General features: G+C 72.4%; 17 protein-coding genes. 10 read left to right on the top strand and 7 right to left on the bottom strand.

Annotated elements, in window-relative coordinates; translation table 11 throughout:
- Positions 1 to 52 precede the first annotated feature (52 nt).
- Both ID804_RS12185 and ID804_RS05625 read left to right on the top strand, forming a co-directional pair.
- Positions 53 to 865, top strand: coding sequence for a DUF2510 domain-containing protein (locus tag ID804_RS12185; RefSeq protein WP_211161027.1), 813 nt, complete (start codon positions 53 to 55; stop codon positions 863 to 865).
- A 206-nt stretch (positions 866 to 1,071) separates the two neighbouring features.
- Entirely contained in the window at positions 1,072 to 1,395 is a 324-nt protein-coding gene (locus ID804_RS05625) for a tryptophan synthase subunit alpha (protein WP_169078005.1), read from the top strand.
- Positions 1,396 to 1,459: 64 nt separating this feature from the next.
- Here ID804_RS05625 and ID804_RS05620 read toward each other — a convergent pair whose 3' ends face one another.
- Together ID804_RS05620 and ID804_RS05615 are read right to left on the bottom strand one after the other, a co-directional pair.
- Positions 1,460 to 3,979, bottom strand: coding sequence for a DEAD/DEAH box helicase (locus ID804_RS05620; RefSeq protein WP_169078004.1), 2,520 nt, complete (start codon positions 3,977 to 3,979; stop codon positions 1,460 to 1,462).
- A 44-nt stretch (positions 3,980 to 4,023) separates the two neighbouring features.
- Entirely contained in the window at positions 4,024 to 4,869 is an 846-nt protein-coding gene (locus ID804_RS05615; protein ID WP_169078003.1) for a CPBP family intramembrane glutamic endopeptidase, read from the bottom strand.
- Positions 4,870 to 5,016: 147 nt separating this feature from the next.
- Between ID804_RS05615 and ID804_RS05610 the strand changes: the two genes are divergently transcribed.
- From ID804_RS05610 to ID804_RS05595, 4 genes are all read left to right on the top strand, one after another.
- On the top strand, positions 5,017 to 5,424 hold the full coding sequence (locus ID804_RS05610; protein ID WP_169078002.1) for a hypothetical protein: 408 nt from the start codon (positions 5,017 to 5,019) through the stop codon (positions 5,422 to 5,424).
- Positions 5,421 to 6,023, top strand: a complete 603-nt coding sequence (locus ID804_RS05605) for a hypothetical protein (protein ID WP_169078001.1) — start codon at positions 5,421 to 5,423, stop codon at positions 6,021 to 6,023. The genes ID804_RS05610 and ID804_RS05605 overlap by 4 nt, the downstream gene beginning before the upstream one ends.
- Positions 6,024 to 6,273: 250 nt before the next feature.
- On the top strand, positions 6,274 to 6,510 hold the full coding sequence (locus ID804_RS05600; RefSeq protein WP_169078000.1) for a hypothetical protein: 237 nt from the start codon (positions 6,274 to 6,276) through the stop codon (positions 6,508 to 6,510).
- Entirely contained in the window at positions 6,503 to 6,910 is a 408-nt protein-coding gene (locus ID804_RS05595) for a hypothetical protein (RefSeq protein WP_169077999.1), read from the top strand. Before ID804_RS05600 ends, ID804_RS05595 begins: the two co-directional genes overlap by 8 nt.
- Here the strand turns inward: ID804_RS05595 and ID804_RS05590 are convergent.
- Positions 6,907 to 7,341: a GNAT family N-acetyltransferase gene (locus ID804_RS05590; protein ID WP_169077998.1), complete on the bottom strand. Its 435-nt coding sequence runs from the start codon at positions 7,339 to 7,341 to the stop codon at positions 6,907 to 6,909. The genes ID804_RS05595 and ID804_RS05590 overlap by 4 nt on opposite strands.
- A 174-nt stretch (positions 7,342 to 7,515) precedes the next feature.
- Between ID804_RS05590 and ID804_RS05585 the strand changes: the two genes are divergently transcribed.
- Positions 7,516 to 9,450 (top strand): DUF2510 domain-containing protein, encoded by a 1,935-nt coding sequence (locus tag ID804_RS05585; RefSeq protein WP_169077997.1) that lies wholly within the window; start codon positions 7,516 to 7,518, stop codon positions 9,448 to 9,450.
- A gap of 34 nt (positions 9,451 to 9,484) precedes the next feature.
- On the opposite strand, the gene ID804_RS05580 is transcribed toward ID804_RS05585, so the two are convergent.
- Positions 9,485 to 10,159 (bottom strand): esterase/lipase family protein, encoded by a 675-nt coding sequence (locus ID804_RS05580; RefSeq protein ID WP_169077996.1) that lies wholly within the window; start codon positions 10,157 to 10,159, stop codon positions 9,485 to 9,487.
- A 95-nt stretch (positions 10,160 to 10,254) separates the two neighbouring features.
- On the opposite strand from ID804_RS05580, the gene ID804_RS05575 reads away from it, so the two are divergent.
- Entirely contained in the window at positions 10,255 to 11,757 is a 1,503-nt protein-coding gene (locus tag ID804_RS05575) for a phytoene desaturase family protein (RefSeq protein WP_169077995.1), read from the top strand.
- Positions 11,757 to 12,305 carry an SRPBCC family protein gene (locus ID804_RS05570; protein WP_169077994.1) on the top strand — a complete coding sequence of 183 codons (549 nt, stop codon included), beginning with the start codon at positions 11,757 to 11,759 and terminating at the stop codon, positions 12,303 to 12,305. The genes ID804_RS05575 and ID804_RS05570 overlap by 1 nt, the downstream gene beginning before the upstream one ends.
- On the opposite strand, the gene ID804_RS05565 is transcribed toward ID804_RS05570, so the two are convergent.
- Together ID804_RS05565 and ID804_RS05560 are read right to left on the bottom strand one after the other, a co-directional pair.
- Positions 12,302 to 15,970, bottom strand: a complete 3,669-nt coding sequence (locus ID804_RS05565; RefSeq protein ID WP_169077993.1) for a TM0106 family RecB-like putative nuclease — start codon at positions 15,968 to 15,970, stop codon at positions 12,302 to 12,304. The two genes, ID804_RS05570 and ID804_RS05565, sit on opposite strands and share 4 nt — an antisense overlap.
- Before the next feature lie 44 nt (positions 15,971 to 16,014).
- On the bottom strand, positions 16,015 to 16,173 hold the full coding sequence (locus ID804_RS05560) for a hypothetical protein (RefSeq protein ID WP_169077992.1): 159 nt from the start codon (positions 16,171 to 16,173) through the stop codon (positions 16,015 to 16,017).
- An 84-nt stretch (positions 16,174 to 16,257) separates the two neighbouring features.
- On the opposite strand from ID804_RS05560, the gene ID804_RS05555 reads away from it, so the two are divergent.
- Complete coding sequence (locus tag ID804_RS05555) at positions 16,258 to 17,169, top strand: M48 family metalloprotease (protein WP_169077991.1); 912 nt, start codon at positions 16,258 to 16,260, stop codon at positions 17,167 to 17,169.
- Positions 17,170 to 17,292: 123 nt separating this feature from the next.
- Here ID804_RS05555 and ID804_RS05550 read toward each other — a convergent pair whose 3' ends face one another.
- A complete protein-coding gene (locus ID804_RS05550) occupies positions 17,293 to 19,332 on the bottom strand; it encodes an ATP-binding protein (protein WP_169077990.1) in 2,040 nt (679 codons plus the stop codon).
- Between the last annotated feature and the right edge of the window lies 1 nt (position 19,333).

Below are 19,333 nucleotides of genomic sequence, written 5' to 3'. Positions count from 1 at the left end.
CGAGGGGCGGGTTCCGAACCGGTCGGGGGACCGGGAGACACCTGGGGGAACAATGACCATCACCGCACCGTCCCGCGTGCCCGCGGGCTGGTACCCGGATCCACTGAGCCGCACGGGCAGCGAGCGCCGCTGGTGGGACGGCGAGAAGTGGACCGAGTACACCGCGCCCATCGCCGTCATCGCCAACGTCGCCGAGCCGGTCGCCACGACGACCGTGCAGTCGCCGACGGGCCCCGTGATGGTGCACGGCTCGGCCGCGACGCCCACCGCGCGCGAGTCGGCCCGCATCGCCGAGTCGATGCCGCTGCACACGATCGTGACCGCCTCGAGCCCCACCTGGGACGAGTTGCCCCGCGTCTCGGCGGCGACCGTGTTCTCGCCCGACATCGTGCTGTCGGACGTGGTGCCCGCCGAGTTCCAGGAGGCGTACGTCGCGCCCCCGGCGCGCCCGAAGATGGCCGACACCTTCGCCACGAAGGTGCACACGAGCGCCATCTGGCTGTTCGCGCTGCTGCCGATCATGCACGCCGGCGCCGTCTACTACGCGCTCACCGGCCTGCCCCACTACGCGCCGTTCTCCTCGAGCGCGGCCCTGCTCGGCCTGCCGTTCGTGCTCTACGCGGCGCTCGCTGCCCGCGACGCGCGCGCGCTGAGCGACGACGGCCACCTCTCGACGGCGCCGTGGGGCCTCGCGCTCATCGCGCCGCCGGTGTACCTCGCGGTGCGTGGCGTGCAGGTGTCGCGTGCGACGGGCGCCGCGCCGTGGCCGCTGTTCCTGTGGGTGCTCGTGCAGGCCGCGGTGATCGCCGCGTGGTGGTGGTTCTCGCCCGAGACCCTCGCCGCGCTGCCGACGCTGCTGCCCTGATGACCGGGCCCGGCGCTTCTCCGCACCGGGCATCCGCCCCTGCGCCCCGCAGGGAACGCGACGCGCGCCCCCGCGCGCGCCGTGCGCCGCATCGTCGCGGCGACCTCCCGAAACCCGCTGGCCGCGCGCGCCGCACCGCTTGCCCACCGCGCCGGCCTGATCCCCCGCTGAGTGCTCACCCCTCGGGCCCGACCTAGGCTCGAGGGGTGAGCCGCTCCCCCGACGCATCGCACTCCCGCCGCCGTGGCGCGAGCCTCGAGGTGCTGCGTGCGGAGGCGAACGACGAGCTGCAGACGGTTGTCTGGGAGCGCCTGCGCGACGGCGAGGACCCGTGGGAGTTCATGGAGGAGCTGCCGACGGTGGACGAGCTCGTGGTGTGGATGCTCAGAGCCGAGCTCATCCGGGAGGACGGCGATCGGCGCCCCTCCGCCGCGCGCGACTACCGTCTGCTGCGCCAGATCGCGCTCGACCACCCGCCGCTCACCCGCACGGTGTGGACGATGCTCGGGCGTCTCGACCAGGCGAGCTGAGCGCCGCACACCGCGGCGGCGCAGACCCCTCGAGCGGCCGCAGCCCCTCCAGCCGCCGCACTGCCTAGAGTCGCCGCAGCCCCTCGACCCGCAGCACCGCGACGCCCTGATCCTCGCTCTCGTCGAGCAGCACGTGGGCGTCGATGCCCCAGTCGTGATCGCCGGCCGGGTCGTCGATGACCTGCCGCACGCGCCAGGTGCCGGGGGCATCCGCCGGGTTCTCGTCGATCTGCACGAGGCCGGGGCTGCGCGCCGGCCCGCCCGTGCCGATCGCCTCGTGCTCCGCGTAGTAGGCGTCGAGCGCCTCGGGCCAGCCCGCCTGGGGGTCGAGCTCGACGAGCTCGTCGTCGCGCTCGAGGGCGGCGAGCTGCACGCGCCGGAACAGTTCGTTGCGCACGAGCACCATGAACGCCCGGCGGTTGGTGAGCACCGACGGCGGCGCGGGCGGGATGACCGGCGCCTCCTCGTCGGGCTGCGGGTTGGCGAGCTTCTCCCACTCGTCGACGAGGCTCGAGTCGACCTGCCGCACGAGCTCGCCGAGCCAGGCGATGATGTCGCGCAGCTCCTCCGTCTTCGCCTCGTCGGGCACCGTCTGCCGGATGGCGCGGTCGGCGTCGGAGAGGTACCGAAGCAGCAGCCCCTCGCTGCGCGCGAGGCCGTAGAAGCTCACGTACTCGGCAAAGGTCATGGCGCGCTCGAACATGTCGCGCACGACGCTCTTCGGCTTGAGCTCGACGTCGCGGATCCACGGCTGGCTCGACGCGAACGTCTCGAACGCCTCGCGCAGCAGCTCGGCGAGCGGCTGCGGGTGCTCGACCTCCTCCAGCAGCTCCATGCGCTCGTCGTACTCGATGCCCTCGGCCTTCATGCGGCCGACCGCCTCGCCGCGGGCCTTGAACTGCTGCTGCGAGAGCACCGGGCGGGGGTTCTCCAGGGTCGCCTCGATGACGCTCACGACGTCGAGGGCGTAGTGGCCGGTGCCGACCCCGCCGGTCCCGTCGGAGGGGTCGAGCAGGTCGATGACGGCGAGCGCGAACGGCGACAACGGCTGATTGAGCGCGAAGTTCGGCTGCAGGTCGACGGTGAGGCGGATGCTCGGCGCGCCCTCCCCCGACCGATCGACCTCGACGACCTCCGCCCGCAGCAGGGTCTTCGCGATGCCGAGCGCGCGCTTCACGAGCTCGCGCCGCCGGTGCGGCGGCTCGTGGTTGTCGGTGAGCAGCGCCCGAGCGCTGCCGAAGACGTCGCCGCCGCGGGCGATGAGGTTGATGAGCATCGCGGCGCTCACCTGCATGCGGCTCTCGAGCGGTTCGGGCGCGCCGCCGACGAGGCGCTCGAAGCTCGTCTCGCTCCAGGTGACGAAGCCGGCCGGCGCCGCCTTGCGCACGATCTTCCGCTTCTTCTTCGGGTCGGTCCCTGCCTTGGTCGTCGCGAGGTGGTTCTCGACCTCGTGGTCGGGCGCCTGCACGACGACGAGACCGGCGATGTCGTACCCGGCGCGACCGGCGCGCCCGGCGATCTGGTGGAACTCGCGCGCCGTGAGCTGGCGCATCCGCTCGCCGTCGTACTTGCTGAGGGCGGTGAGCAGCACGGTGCGGATCGGCACGTTGATGCCCACGCCCAGGGTGTCGGTGCCGCAGATGACGCGCAGCAGCCCGCGCTGGGCGAGCACCTCGACGAGGCGCCGGTACTTCGGCAGCATGCCGGCGTGGTGCACGCCGATGCCGGCGCGCACGAGGCGGCTGAGGGTCGAGCCGAAGCCGGTCGAGAACCGGAAGTCGCCGATCGCGGCGGCGATCTCGTCGCGCTGCTCGCGAGAGACGATGCGGATGCTCGACAGCGCCTGCGCGCGCTCCATCGCGGCGGCCTGACTGAAGTGCACGACGTAGATCGGCGCCTGCCGCTCGTCGAGCAGGGTCTGCACGGTCTCGTGCACGGGCGTGCGCACGTACTCGAAGGTGAGCGGGATCGGCCGGTCGGTGTGGGTGACCTCGCTCACCGGCCGCTCGGTGCGACGGTGCAGGTCGTCGGCGATCGCGCTCATGTTGCCGAGGGTGGCGCTCATGAGCAGGAACTGCGTGCGCGTGAGGGTCAGCAGCGGCACCTGCCACGCCCAGCCGCGATCGGGGTCGGCGTAGAAGTGGAACTCGTCCATGACGACGACGCCCGCCGGCAGGTCGGCGCCGTGCCGCAGGGCGAGGTTGGCGAGGATCTCCGCGGTGCAGCAGATGATCGGCGCATCGGCGTTGACGGCCGAGTCGCCCGTGACCATGCCGACGCTCTCGGCGCCGAAGACCTCCACCAGCTGGAAGAACTTCTCGCTCACGAGCGCCTTGATCGGCGCCGTGTAGTAGGTGCGCTGCCCCTGGGCGAGCGCGATCGCGTGGGCGGCGAGCGCGACGAGGCTCTTGCCCGAGCCGGTCGGCGTGGCGAGGATCACGTGGGCGCCGGCGACGAGCTCGAAGATCGCCTCCTCCTGCGCCTCGTACAGCGGGCGACCGCCGGCGGCCGACCACGCGGCGATGGCGTCGAACGCGGCGCCCGCCTCGAAGGGCCGGGGCAGGGCATCCATCAGCGCACTCATCGCGCCCAGTCTGTCAGCCGCCGCCTGCGCGCCCGACGGCCGGCTCAGTACAGGAAGATCGGCAGGGCGGCCGGGTCGTGCGCGTGCACGATGACGAGGAACACCACCAGGTCGAACAGCAGGTGCACGATGAGCACGAAGGTGAGGCTCTTCGTGCGGTGGAAGAGCATGCCCTGCACGAGCGCGAACGGGATCGTCAGCAGCGGCCCCCACGCCTGGTAGCCGAGCTCCCAGAGGAAGCTGACGAAGATGATCGCCTGCAGCACGTTCGCCAGCCACGGGCGGAAGTGGCGCAGCAGCAGGGCGTAGCAGGTGCAGATGAAGAAGAGCTCGTCCCACGTGCCGACCGCGTTGACGCCGACGAAGAGGCGCGCGATCTCGCTCGGCGTCTCGACGTCGGGCCAGTTCTCGTAGACGCCCGAGGTGAGGAAGTAGAACGGCAGAATGAGCCAGCCGAGCGCCGGCACCGCGATGAGGTAGATCTTCTCGCCGCGGCTCCAGCGCCGACCGCTGCGCCACGGGAACCGGATCGCCCGCCGGCGGTACACGAACCGGTCGACGATGAACGGCACGGCGACCGCGGCCGTGAACACGATGCCGAGCAGCACGATGTTGCCCCAGCTGATGTCGGCCTTGACGCTCACGAGGCTCACGATCGTGATGCCCAGGCCGATGAGCAGCAGATCCTGGAACAGCCGCCGGTCGACGAGCAGCGCCGCGACGAGTGAGGCCACGAGCACGACGTAGCCGACCGGCCGGAACGGCGCGTCGAAGAACCCGTACAGCACGACCGCCGACGCGGCGACGCCGAGGGCCGGCCACAGCTTCGCGCTGAGCGGCCCGGCGGGCGGGTCGAGGTCGACGGGGGCTGCGGCGACGGCGGCGGGCATGCGCCCATCCTGACGTGTGCGGGCTTGGTCTGGGCCGAGCGTTCGGGCGGGCGACCGTAGGCCCGCTCCGGTCGCCTGTCTACCCCCTGGGCTGAGCGCGCGCCGAGGGTCAGAGTGGTCGCGTTCCCCCGATGGAAGGAGACCGCGATGAGCGAGCACGACATCCACAACGACGGCACCACGATGGGCGAAAACCCGGGCGCCGAGGGCGACTTCGGCGCAGGGCAGGGCCAGGAGGGGCAGAGCGCCGACTTCGCCACCGGCCACCCGCACGGCACCGAGCAGCCCCGCGCCGACGAGGTGATCGAGGACGACATGGATGCCGCGGGTGAGGACGAGCCCATCCCCGGCATCGACGACAGCGACGGAGGCCTGCTCACGACGGGCGACGCCGACGCCTCGCTGCTCGAGACGCCCAACGACTACGACGAGGGCCAGACCGTCACCGGAGGCCTCGACGACGGCATCGAGAACAACTTCGACGAGGGCCAGGCGGGTGGCGGGGTTCCCGGCAACCACGACCACCACGCCGGCGGAGAGGGGATGACCCCGTGACCCACCACGGCGACGAGAGCCAGCACCTGCACGACCACCAGGGCGACGTCCAGCACGGCGACGCGCCCGTGGGCGGCACGCTCGGCACCACGGGCACCGAGGGATACGGCACGCCCGAGCAGGTCGTCGGCGACGAGCTGCACACCGACGAGCGGGCCCAGACGGCCGAGGAGAGCGTGTCGCGCGGCACGATCGGCGGCCATGTTCCCGGCGCGCTCGGCGTGGCCGGCCTCGGCGAGGATCAGCGAGGGGCCGGGCTCAGCCCGAGCCCCGACGAGCTCACCCCCGCCGAGCGCGACATGGGTGCCGGCCCCGGCGCCGACGTCGGCTCGCTCGACGCCGGCGGCGCCGACATCCCCCGCGACGAGGTCACGAGCGACGGCGGCGTCTCCGCCGACCCGCTCGACGGCCAGAACGCGACCGGCGGCTACGGCGACGAGTCGACCGGGTTCTCCGACGAGGGCTCGACCGACGAGGCGCCGCAGGGGCAGCGCGGCACCGAATTCCGCGACAGCGAGAACCTCGTCGACCGCGATCTCGTCGATCGCGACCCGGGCGAGGACGCCACGACGATCAACGGCGGCAACACCGACCGTTGATGCGAGCGATCGTCGGCCGCGACGGCGGCGGCTCGCGGCGGTGCACCGCGAGCGACGACCGGCATCGTGACGGGTGCGCGGCCGACGATCAGCACTCCGGCCCGGTGGTGGCCACGCCCCGCCGAGCCGAAGGGCCGCAGCGCACTCAGGGCTGAAACGCTGCGGCTTCGGGCGCCCCTCCCACCGATCAGGAGGGGCGCCCTTCTCGACCTCTCTCCACGTTCCGCTCCCCGCTCGAAAGGCGACCGACATGGATGCTCACACCGACGGCCACGCAGGCGACGACCCCGTCGCCCACGACATCGAAACCCGCAACCCCGACTCCGGCGACGTCGTCGCGGGCGAGCAGGTGCTCGACGAGGGCCACGTCGCCCCCGACCAGGATTTCGCCGACGACGACGAGGCCGACCCCGACCAGGACGCCGGACCTTCGCGCCTCGCGCAGCACCGACCCGACGAGCCGGCCGAGGGGAAGACCGATGTCTGACGCACGCGAGCAGGATCACGACCGCAGCCACCTCGGGCCGAGCGGCGGCGACGACCTCATCGCCGACGCCGTCGAGGATCAGCAGTACACCGAGGCCAACGACCCGACCGTGACGCGCTTCGACGCGGGCGCGGGCGGGGTCGCCGAGTCGCGCGACGACACCTCGTTCTCGATCGACCCGGACATCGCCCAGACGCCGCCCGATCAGCCGACGGCCGACCCTCGCGGGCCGGAGGCCGGCCCCGAGGGGCAGCTCGACGAGAGCGACGGCGACGGCGCGGGCGGCGGCCCACACCGAGGTGCGCCCGAGGGTGTGCAGGAGCCCGCCGAACAGCGCCGCACCGCCGCCGACGAGCGCAGCGACGCCGGGGCCCCGCCCGCCGTGGAGGAAGCCGGCTAGGCCGCGCCGGGCTCCACCCAGCGCCACATGCCCCGCATGTCGTCGGAGCCGAAGCCATGCTCGGCGTAGAGGTGCTCGGCCTCGGGGCTCGCGAACAGGCCGACCCACGCGCGTGACGGCGCGACGAGCGCGACGTGCTCGAGCAGGTGCTCGACCAGCCGCGCCGCGAGACCGTCGCCCTGGTGGTCGGGGTGCACGAGCACGTCGTGGATCATGAAGTACTTCACGCCGTCGCCGAGCAGCCGCGCCATGCCGACGGTTTCGCCGTCGCGCACCGCGACGACCCCGTGCAGGGTCGCTTCGAGCGACTGCCCGATGGTCGACCAGTCGAAGTGGTCGAGCCACCCGACCGACTCCGCGAGCGCGTGCAGCTCGTCGAGGGTCGCACGGCGGCCGACGAGCGTTGCATCCTCGTACTGCTCGATCGTCATCAGGGATGCTCCTTCGCTCGTCCGCCGCGACGTTCGGGCCGGTCAGCCCGCTTTTCGCCTTCCGAATGGTAGACGGGTCTGCCCCCCGCTTACGGGGGTACTCCCAGCGAATTCCTCGACTTAGACTCGGCCCGAAGTCGTGCGCGCGCGCACGTGATTCCGGGGGGAATGATCATGACTGAGACGTCGTCGGGGGGCTCGCTGCCGCCCGCTGGCTGGTATCCGGATGCCGGGGGGCCCGGGTTCGCTCGCTGGTGGGATGGCTCCGCCTGGACGGAGCACGTGCAGGCCCTCGGCCCCGCGCACGCCCAGCCGGTCGCCCACGACATGTCGAAGCCCATCACGCCCGTGAGCCTGGGCTCGCCCGGCCCGATCGGCGTCGGCGACGACCCGGTCGACATCGTGCGACGCCTGCAGGATGCGGGCGAGCCGGCACCGGTCTCGCCCGTCGACTTCGCGACGGGGCAGCACGCGACCTCCTCCTATCTGCACGACGGCCCGAGCGGCCCGGCCGCCTCCGGCCCCACCGCGTCGGGCGGAGGCGGCGAGCTCGTCCTCAGCCGCCGCCAGCGCCGCGAGCTCGAGTCGCGAGGCGCCCTCCTCGAGGCGCCCGTGACGGTCGCACCCGAAGCGACCGTCGCCGAGCGCCTCGCCGAGGCGGGCACCGCGGCCTCCGCCGCGCCCCGCGCCTCCGTCGTGCCGCCCTCGCCGGCGCCGACCATCCCGCCGCCGGGCGCCGCCGGGTTCGCTGCGGCGCCGGCCGTGGTCGAGCCCGCTGTCGTCGAGCCCGCTGTCGTCGAGCCCGCTGTCGTCGAGGCCGCCGCGACCGCGCCGACCCCCACGCCTGTCGCCGACGCCGTCGCCGCCCCCGTCGACCCGAGCGTCGCGGCCGCCGCCGAGCGCGCCGCCGCGATCGAGGCCCGCAAGCGCGGCCGCCGCGCCGCTGCGGGCGAGGCGCTCGTCACCGACGCCCCCGCCGTGACCCCGCTCATCGCTGCCGCCGTCGCCGCGCAGCCGCCCGTCATCGTGCAGACGCCCTCGAGCGCGTTCGGCACGATGACGAACCCGAACGGCGTGGGCGACCCCGCCGACGCCGCCCCGACTCTCATCGGCGACTACCCGATGTCGGCGAGCGTGCTCGGCGTCGAGCTCTCCGACGAGGAGCAGGCCGAGCTGCTGCACGGCGGCCCGACCGTCACGCCCGAGTTCGAGGTGCTCGCGCCGGCGGCTCCCGTCGCGACCCCGATCGTGGAGCCCGCGCCGGCGCCGCTCGCCGGCCTCACCGGCCCGCAGCGCATCGCCTCGCAGGCGGTCGCGGCCTCGGCCGGGCATCCGGCATCGGCGGCCCCGGTGCAGCCGGCCGCCTTCGCGCCGAGCGACGCCGCCCCGCCGGCCCCCGTCTCGGCCGCCGCGACGGCCGCCGCCACCGACTTCGATGCGATGCTCGCGATGGCGCCGCCGCCCGAGCCTGGCACGGCCGCGGCGCCCGTGTCGGCCGTCGCGCGCGCTCCGCTCGCCGCACCGTTCGCGGGTCAGGCGAGCGAGCCGGGCCCGATGCGCGGCCGTTCGTTCGCCGAGCCGACCGCCGACGGCGAGCCCGGCTCGGTCGACTTCGGCCCCATGGGGCGCACGTGGCCCGGCTCGGTCGCCTCGGCGCCCGCGAAGGCGCCGCGCGCGGCGACGGGCGCGTCGTGGATGCTCGCCCTCCTGCCGCTCGCCGGCCTCCCGCTCGCCGCGATCGTCTTCGCGCAGGGCCTCGTCGGCCTCGTGCCGGCGCTCGCGGGCGTGCTCGGCCCCGTCGCGAGCGCGGTGGATGCCGGCATCTCCTACCTGCCGGCCGCGATCGCCCCGTACGCGGTGCTGATCGTCGTCGGGCTCCTGCTGCTGCTGTCGCTCGTGCTCGCCGCCGCCGACGGCGCGGCGCTCAAGCGTCGCGGGCACGCGCGCCGCGCGACGCCGGTGCTGGGGCTACTCTCGCCGCTGCCGTACCTCGCGGCGCGGGCGATCGCGCTCAAGGGCGCGGGCGGTGCGGCGTTCGCGCCGGCCGTCGTCGCGCTCGTGCTGACACTGCTCGTCGCGGCCGTGCCGGTCGCGGCGGTGCTGTTCTAACGACGCTGGGCTGCTCTCACAACGCGATACCGCTCTAGCTCCGCGGCGAGGGCTCGGCGGCCCAGCGCGCGACCTCGTCGAGCAGCAGCGGGTCCTCCAGCACGCGGAAGTGCCCGACGAGCGGCAGCTCGACATTCGTGGCGCCGTCGAGCCTGCTCGAGCCGGGGATGTACTGGTCGAAGGCGCTGTAGATCGACACGATGCGCGCGTTGACCTCGGTCGCCTGCGCGAGCGTGCGGATCACGGGCCGATCGGGCGCGAACTCGCGCCACGCCGACACGGCGTAGCGGGCGAGCGGGCTGCCGGGGAACGGCGTGTTGATGGCGATGAGCCGCGCGATGCGCTCGTCGCGGTCGTCGACGGTGAGCATGTGCTTGCCGATGAGACCGCCCTTGGAGTGCCCGACGACGACGACGTCGCGCAGGTCGAGCTCGTCGAGGTGCTCCTGCACGAGGGCCGCCGTCTCGCCGATGGGCTCGCGGTTGAGGCCGAGGCGCTCGAGGTAGTGCACGGCGTGGCCTTCGGCGGCGAGTCGCTCGCCGAGCGCCTCGAGATAGTGCCAGGTCTCGAACACGCCGGGAATGAGCAGCACGGGCGCCTTGACGCCGGCGCCGGGCGCGGGCGGCGCCATGCCGACCCGGATCGAGCGCCAGCGACTGCGGGCGACGAACCCGTAGTCGCGGATGAGCCCTCCGGTGCGTTCGAGCATGCCTCCAGTGTGCGCGTCACCGCCGACAGCGCGACAGGGGCTTGCGCGTCGCAACCCCCTCCCCCGCGCTCGGGTGCCGGGCCTAGGGTCGAAGCATGAGCGATGCGCGCGCGACCGGCTCGAGCTCGGCCTCCGGAACCCCCGACGCGATCGTCGTCGGCTCGGGGCCGAACGGCCTCGCGGCGGCCGTGACGCTCGCCCGGGCGGGGCTGGAGGTGCTCGTGCTCGAGCGCGCGTCGACGATCGGCGGCGGCGCCCGCAGCGGTGCGCTGACGATCCCCGGCTTCACACACGACCTCGGTTCGGCGGTGCATCCGCTCGCGCTGTCGTCGGGCTTCTTCCGGCGCTTCGAGCTGGCCAAGCGCATCCGCCTCATCGTCCCCGAGATCTCGTACGGACATCCGCTCGATGGGGGCAGGGCGGGGCTCGCCTACCGTGACCTGGAGCGCGCCGTCGAGGCGCTCGGCGCCGACGGCCCCGCGTGGCGGCAGCTATTCGCGCCGCTCGTGCAGAACGCGCACCGCCTCGCGCAGCTGACGGGGTCGCCGCTGCTGCAGCTGCCGCGGCATCCGGTGACGCTGCTGCGGTTCGGGCTGCGGGCGCTCGAGCAGGGCCTGCCGTCGTGGAACGTGCGCTTCGCCGACGAGCTCGCGCCGGCGATGCTGTCGGGGCTCGCAGCGCACTCGATCCGGCCGATGCCGAGCCTGTCGACGTCGGCGGCGGCGCTCATGCTCGGCACGACGGCGCACGCGCGCGGCTGGCCGATCCCGCAGGGCGGGTCGCAGGCGATCACGGATGCCCTCGCCGATGATCTGCGCGCCCACGGCGGCTCGATCGTCACGGGTGCGGAGGTCGGCGACATCCGCGAGCTGCCCGCCGCGCGCGCGGTGCTGTTCGACACGAGCCCGCGCGCCCTCTCGCGCATCGCCGGCGACCGGCTGCCGAAGGGCTATCGCGAGCGGCTGGAGGGCTATGAGTACGGCAACGGCGTCGCGAAGGTCGACTTCGCGCTGAGCGGGCCGGTGCCGTGGGCCAACGAGGAGCTGCGCCGCACGCCGACCCTGCACCTGGGCGGCTCGCGCGAGGAGATCGCGGCGGGCGAGGCCGAGGTCGAGGCGGGCCGGCACCCGGAGAGCCCGTACGTGCTCGTCGCGCAGCCGACCGTCGTCGACCCGACGCGCGCGCCGGAGGGGCAGCACACGCTGTGGGCGTACACGCACGTGCCGCACGGGTCGACGGTCGACCGCGAGGAGGCGATCGTGGCGCAGATCGAGCGGTTCGCGCCGGGGTTCCGGGAGCTGATCCGGGCATCCTCGAGCCGCACGGCGGCGCAGATGCAGCAGCAGAACGCCAACTACCTGGGCGGCGACATCGCGGTCGGCGAGCCGACGCTCGCGCAGCTCGTGGCGCGGCCGGTGCTGTCGCGCGAGCCGTGGCGCACCCCGGCTGCGGGCGTGTACCTGTGCTCGTCGGCGACGCCGCCAGGGCCGGGCGTGCACGGTCTGGCCGGCTACTACGCGGCGCGGTCGGCGCTGCGGCACGAGTTCGGGTACGACCTGCACCCGTATCTGGGCACGGGGTCGCCGGGGGGTTCGTGATGTCGGTGAACGTGGCGGTGATGCGGTGCTCGCCCGAAGCAGTGTTCGCAGTGCTGGCGGATGCGTGGGTGTTCCCGACCTGGGTGGTGGGCGCGTCGCGCATGCGGGGTGTCGACGGCGCGTGGCCGCAGGTGGGGTCGCGGCTGCATCACTCGTTCGGCGTGTGGCCGCTGGTGGTGGACGATGCGACGACGGTGCTGGAGTGGGATCCGCCGCGGAGGGCGGTGCTGCAGCCGGCGGGCTGGCCGCTGGGCGAGGCGCGCGTCGAGCTCGATGTGCGGCCGCGCGGCGTTGACGCGTGCGTGGTGCGCCTTCGCGAGTTCGCGGTGCGGGGCCCTGGGCGGCTGGTGCCCGATGCGGTGGCGGATGCTCTGCTGCGGGTGCGCAATCGTGAGACGCTGCGCCGCCTCGCGCACATCGCGCAGGGCCGCGCGCAGAACCGCGAGGCGCTCGTCTCGGGTCGCGCACCGGAGTCGGTGCCCGAGGTGGTGCCGGGGCCGGTGCCGGGGCCGGTGCCGGAGCCGGCACCGGAGCCGCGCGAGGGCTAGCCTCGGCCGACGCCGGCGTCGGGGCTGCCCGCTTCCAGCACCCGCAGGAAGGCGCTGAGTTCGGCGACGCCGGTGGGCGTGTGGGGCAGGTGCTCGGTGAGGGCGGGTGAGTGCACGAGGTAGGCGGCCCATTGGGCGCGCGAGATGGCGACGTTGAGTCGGTTGCGGTTGAGCAGGAACTCCATGCCTCGGGGTGCGTCGCCGGGGCTGGAGGTGGCCATGCTGACTATGGCGATGACGGCTTCCTGGCCTTGGAACTTGTCGACGGTGCCGACGCGGGTGCCGCGGTGGCCGGCGGCGTCGAGGGCGACGCGCAGCTCGTGCACCTGGGCGTTGTAGGGGGTGACGACGATGATGTCGTCGTCGGCGAGGAGGCGCTCGGGCTGGTCGCCGTCCTGCCAGGCGGCGCCGAGCAGCTCGTCGACGAGCGCGACGACGGCGGCGGCCTCTTCGAGGCTGGCGACGACGTTGCCTTCGTGGGCGACGGCGACGGGGTGCAGGCCGGGCGCGGGGCCGTCGAGGTGCCGGCGGGCGGCGCTGGGGTGGGCGTGCAGGCGACCCTCGTACGAGAGGTCGCTGACGACGGCGGCGAGGGCGGGGTGCACGCGGCGGGTCTCGGCGAGGAAGTAGCCGAGTTCGGCGGGCAGCACGTCGTGCCCGTCGCTGAGGTAGCTGAGGGCCGAGCCGTCGATCGGCTCGGGGTGGCTGCCCTGGCTGACCTGGGGCAGCTGCTGGGGGTCGCCGAGCAGCAGCAGGCTGCGGGCGCTGACGGAGGTGGCGATGGTGGCGGCGAGCGAGAACTGGCCGGCTTCGTCGATGACGAGCAGGTCGAGCGCGCGGCGGCCGACGCGGGCGGGGTCACTGAAATCCCACGCGGTGCCGCCGATGACGTAGCCGCCGGCCTGGCTGGCGGTGTAGGCGCCGAGCGACTTGGAGCCATTGGGCAGCACCGTGTACTGCCGTAGCGCGGTGCTCTCGGCGTGCTCCTCCCCCTGTCGGGCGGCTTTGGCGACCTGGGTGGGCGGGAGTCCCGCGGCGACGACGGTGTCGAGCATGTGCTCGACGGTGGCGTGGCCCTGCGCGACGACGCCGATGCGCCAGCCGTGCTCGGCGACGAGGCGGGCGATGACGCGCGAGCCGAGGTAGGTCTTGCCGGTGCCGGGCGGGCCCTGCACGGCCAGGTAGGAGTGGTCGAGGTCGAGCAGGCTGGCGACGACGGCGCTGATGCGGTCGGGCTCGGCGTCGGCGGCGGTCTCGACGGGGGCGAGGCCGCGGCCGCTGCGGGTGGCAGGCTGGCGGCGCAGCAGCAGGTCGACGGCGGCGTCGCGCGGCAGCGCGGGGGCGGCGTTCGCGAGCTGCTGCCCCCACTCCTCGATGGCGGGCTTCTGCTTGCCGGGGTCGGGCGGCGCCGCGGGGGTGAGCGCGATGGGGATGTCGTCGTACTCGGCGACGGGAGCGCCGGAGCGGTCGGTGGCGAGGGTCTCGGTGATGACGACCTCGTCGTCGTCGACGCGCTCGAGCGTGACGCTGCGGGCGGGGCGGCTGCCGGGGTCGCGCGGGTTGAGCGGCAGCGGGGCGGGATGCTCGTAGACGGCGTAGGGGCCGCTGCGGCCTCCGGGGGTGGGGCGACTGCCGGGCGCCCACTGCCCGCGGAGGCGCAGCTGTCGGCGCAGGGAGCGCTGCTTGCCGGTCTTGCTCCAGTCGGTCTGCTGATGCGGAGCATCCGGGTCGACGATGAAGACGTCGCGCGTGTCCTCCCAGTCGGCGAGGGGGCTGGCGAGGCGGTCGAAGTGCTCCCACCAGAAGGTCTTGTGCTCGCGGCGGTGGTAGTCGATCGCGGCCGCGGCGTAGTGGTAGAGCCGCTGCTCGGGGGTGCGGTCGGCGTCGGGCACGTGCTCGCCGTCGGGGCCGGCGGCGAGGGCGATGAGCGCGTCGTGCAGGGGTGAGGCCTCGATGACGGGGCCGGTGAGAGTGTCGTCGTCACTGACGCCGTCGTCGGTGCCGGCGGGCCCACCGTCAGGCGTGTCACCCGGCCCATCGTCTCCCCCGCCGTCGTCGCCGGGCTGGTCGGGGCGGGGATAGGCGCGCAGCCAGTCGGCGAGCTTGCGGGTGCTGATGCAGTCGGCGCGGTTGTAGTCACCGATGTTGTCGAGGATGCGCTGCGCGTCGGCGGCGTCGGCGGCGTCGCCGGTCTGCAGCAGGTCGCGGGCGCGCACGTATTCGGCGACGGAGTCGTCGCCGGCGGCGACGGCGGCTCCGGCGCGGCTGTCTGGCCAGTAGAGCGGTTCGAGCTTCTTGATGGAGTAGCTGGGGCTGCCGATGCGGAATGCCCGCTTGACGACGGTGTAGAGGTCGACGAGCACGCCGTCGCGCAGCAGCTGGTCGACGGCGGCTTCGCCGACACCGTGGCGTGCGGCGAGCAGCCGCAGGTGCGTCTTCTCGTACGACGCGTAGTGGTAGATGTGCAGGTCGGGGTGCTCGGCGCGGCGCCGCTGCACGTCGTCGAGGAAATCGATGAGCGCCTGCCGCTCGGCGGCGAGGTCGTGGGCCCAGAAGGCGGTGAACTCGTCGTGCTGGTCGACCATGCCGAACAGGTAGTCGAGACCCCAGCTGCCGGCTTCGGTGTAGAGCGGGTCGCCTTCGAAGTCGAAGTAGAGGTCGCCGGGGCTCGAGGCGGGCAGCGCGGTGAGCGCTGCGGGGTCGACGAGCTCGACGGGGGGCGCGGCCCCGGCCGGTGCGACGGCGGCCGCGGCCTGCAGGCGCGCCTGGGCTCGAAGGCCGTCGAGCGTGCGGGAGGGCATCCCGTCGATGGGGCCGGTAGAGGCGGCGAGCTCGGCGACGGTGGTGATGCCGGCGGCGCCGAGGCGGCTCCACTGCTGGCCGCGCAGGCCGGCGACCTGCCAGACGTCGTCGTGTGCGGCGATCTCGGCGGCGCACCACACGCACGTGCCGCAGTGGGTGACGCCGGGGGCTCGCCACGTGATGGCGTCGCTAGCGGCGGCGCGGGCGCGCAGCAGGTCGTGCAGTCGGGCGCGCTGGCGGCGGTGCACGGGCGCGATGTCGACGAGGCGATGGATGCTCGTGGTGCCGTCGCCGAGGATCAGGCCGACCTCGGCGTCGACGGCGATGCCGAGCCGCTGCAGCTGGTCGGCGTAGGCGGCGAGCTGCAGCAGTGCGGTGACCTTCGCGCGGCGCGCAAGCTTGCTGTCGAGCACGCGGTACGCGACGGTGCCGTCGCCGGCGTCGCGCCGCTCGAGGAAGTCGGCGAACCCGACGAAGGCGAGCCCGAGGCCGGGCGCGATGTCGTCGCCGTGCTGCGGGTCGAAGAAGGTGCCCTGCGTGACCATGTCGACGCCCGAGCGCAGCGCGTCCAGGGTCGCGGCCTGGCGGTCGAGGTACGCCTCGACGCTGTGCCCCTCGGGGCGGGCGATGTCGACGAGCGATCCGGCCGCGCGATACTGCTCGACGAGCCGGGCCTCGTGGGCGTGGCCGAGCTGGATGGTGCGCTGCATCATGGCGTCGGGCGTTTCGGCGAGGGGTGCGATGCGGCCGAGCAGGGCATCCGTCGCTCGGGCGAAGCCGAATTCGCAGCCGGCCGCGCTCGTCAGATCGCTCGCCGAGGTGACGAGCAGGCGGCCGCCGTCGGGCGCGTCGAGCAGGAACATGCGCTGAGGCTAGCGTCGACCACCGACATCGTCGGGGCGACGGGTCAGCCGCGCGAAGGCCCGTGGTATTCGCGCAGCCCGCGCCGCACCGCGCGCCAGATGACCTGATACAGCACCCAGAAGCCCAGCGCGATGATGCCCGCGTACAGCAGGAACACCAGGATGAACGCGAGCGGGAAATACGAGAGATCGGCAGAGAACATGCCCTGACCCTGGCACACGCGAAGCACGATGAGCGCGCTCGACGCGCGCGGGCGATGCCGCCCGCACCCCACTAGATTCGCCCCATGTACCGCCAGATCGCGCGAAACAAGCGGTGGAGCATCCTGCTCATCGCCCTGTTCTGCCTCGCGGTGATCGCGCTCGGTCTGTTCGCGTCGTGGGTGGTCGAGCACTATTGGCCGCTCGTGCTCTTGGTGATCGCATGCCCGCTCTACGTGTGGCATCAGTTGCGCACGGCGGCGAGCTCGGCGGCCGAGTCGGTGGGCCTCGTCACCGTGTCGAAGAGCGACGAGCCGCGGCTGTGGCGGGCGGTCGAGACGACGGCGATCCGGGCGGGCATCCCGATGCCGCGGGTGGGCGTCATCGCCGAGGATGCTCCCAACGCGTTCGCCGCCTCGCTCACCCCGCGCGACGCCGTCGTGGGCGTGACGCGCGGGGCGCTCGAGCTGCTCGACGACTCCGAGCTCGAGGCGGTGATCGCCCACGAGGTGTCGCACATCGTTAACCAGGATGGCCGCGTCACCCTCACCGCCTACGCCCTCGTGGGCTCGATCGTCGAGCTCGCCGGAGCCCTCGTCATGCTCGGCTGGGCGATGGTGCGCAGCATGTTCTCGCCGTTCGCGTTCGGGCTCGGCGTCGTGCGCGCCCTCGCCGGCCTGCTGCTGCTCATGCTCGGAGCCGCCGCCGGCATCGTCGGCTTCCTCATCGGCCCGCTCATCACCGCGGCCGTGTCGCGGCGCCGGGAGTTCCTGGCCGACGCGAGCGCCATCGAGCTCACCCGCTACCCGGAGGGCCTCAGCCGCGCCCTGCTGAAGCTCGAGCACCAGCAGCGGATGCTCTCCCGCCCCGTCTCGGAGGTGCGCGAGCTCTTCATCGTCGACCCGGTGGGCCCGAGCGGGCTCGGGAGGCTGCTGCGCACCCATCCGCCCACGAGCGAGCGGGTGGAGCGGATCGCGGAGATGGGTTGGGAGTTTTGAGTAAGCAGCGTGAGGACTGTTGGCTCGCTTAGCCCTTGCCAATAGTGAGGAGCCGCGGCTCAGTGAAGCCGAGACGGACTACGTCCGCGGAGGGCGAGACGGTGAGCCTCGTGCGCAGGACAGTCATGTCAAATCCCCCTGCCAGTCCTTCACGACTCGGTCGATGTGACCTGGCAGATCGGCCAGCTTGTCCGTATTGCCCCAAGTGTTGATGAAGTTGGGGTCATCGCTCTTCGGCGGATCATCGACGTCACGAACCCGGACGGCGACGGGGACTCCAGTACTGACGCCCGTCACCAGTGCGTGCTGCTGAGCGAGACTTGGCAATTGATCGAGCAACGCGCGGGAACTGAGGGCGGTCGCATGCCTGAGCAGGCTCTGATCGGCCTCGTGGGTAAGTCTGTGGGCGATGACGGTGCCGCACTGTGCGACTACGGTCTCGCTGAGTTCGCTCGGGCGCTGACTGGCGAGAAGCAGCGAGAGACCGAATTTGCGGCCCTCCTTGGCGATGCGCTCAAAGACCGATGCCGAAAGACCTGAGCCGCCAGCCGGACCTTGTCGTGCTGGGATGAACCTGTGAGCCTCTTCGAGCACTAGTAGGAGCGGATGCTCCGCACGCGGCTGGCTTCTTACTGCGAAATCGAAAAGGATGCGGCCGAGTAGTGCGGTGACATTCTCCAACACATCATTCGCAACGAGACTGAGGTCGAAGATCGTCACCGACGGCCCGGCGGTAAGCGCCGCGCTCTGCGAGTGGAGATGAGCCGTTGCCGGCCAGTCCGAAGTTGCATCGCCGCCCGTCGGATCAACGCCCATGAGCACCTTCAAATAGGAACCCAAGGGATCAGCGTGTTGCTCGATCCTGGTGATGAAGTCGTACCTACCGTCCGCGAGCAACCGACTGAGACGCATCTGAAGGGTGGCAACATACTGGCCAATCCTGCTGTCGACGGCCTGCTCCAGCTGAATGCGGGTCGGCAGGAAGTGATCGCACAGTGCTTGGAGGGAGTAGTACACCGGGGCGTCGAAGTCCGCGCTTGCGCTGCCGCTACCAAGGCCTAGATCGTTCAGCGCGGCCGTAACCTCGTCGTTCAGGATGGTCGCAAGTCGGGCGAGCAGGTCGCGGTGTTCAGCGGTCAGCACCTGGTAGTTGACGTTGTCCCGGAGTGCCAGCTTGGCGATGGCCTTGGGCACGACCTCCGCCATCCGCTCCCAACGCGCCTTCACCGGGGACTCGCGGCTTGCGTTCTTCGTCAGCACAGCGGCGAGGGATTTTAGTTGCTTGGCCGCTGGCGCCTCCGAGTTCATCGTGTTCTTGGCGAGCGCGTCGAGAATCCCCAGTGTCGTCCGAACGTTATCGAGTTGGTCGGCGTCCGTTCCCTTGACGCTTCCCGCGAGACGGGCGTCCGCGATCGAGCGCTGGAGGACTGGCGCTTGGACGCCTTCGCTTGCGCGCAGGAGGTTGAGGTGCTCCTCGTTGTTCATGAACCAGTGCGGCAGGAAGAGTCCAGAGTCGACGCCAGGCCGGGGGCCGAGGACCAACGGCCGCGTCTTCTTGCCGCGCGAAGTCGAGGCGGCGAACGAGTGCGCGTATTCGCCGTTGATGTCGAAGATGACGATATGCCCGTTCGGGATCTCATGGTCGAGCAGGCCGTCGATGACAGCTGTCACCGTGCACGACTTACCTGATCCAGTAGAGCCAACGACAGCGCAGTGATGGCCAAGGAGCAGATTCGCGTCAAGATGAACCGCCTGCTCGGCAGCTACCGCCGATGTTCCGATTCGGAGCGAAGGGCCACCCTTCGGAAGGAAGATGTTCTTCACTTCGCTGGGCGTCGCCGCGTGCACGGGAGCATGCAGCGGCGGGTATCCGGTCAGGCCCGACTTGAACATATTGCCCTCGAACCGACCAACAACCGTTGCTTCGAGTTCGTACGTTGCTGTCGCGTCCTGGCTGAGCAGCGGCGATTGACTCTTCTGTTCTCGATGGCTACTGATGTATACGCCGCTCACGATGCCCACGACGCGGTGCGCTCCTGCGGGCACGGTGATATAAGAGTTCACGACTCCAACGGTCTGGAGCCCGTCGGGGCCGACCTTCGTGAACCCCTTCGATCCAACATCCAGCGCAACCCGAAGTGTTGTGCTGCGGACGTCGATCACA

Origin of the sequence: Microcella alkalica, assembly GCF_014595885.1 — a bacterium.
GTDB lineage: Bacteria > Actinomycetota > Actinomycetes > Actinomycetales > Microbacteriaceae > Microcella > Microcella alkaliphila_B.
Note: the sequence above shows the minus strand (reverse complement) of the source record. Positions and strands in the feature narration are given on the sequence as shown.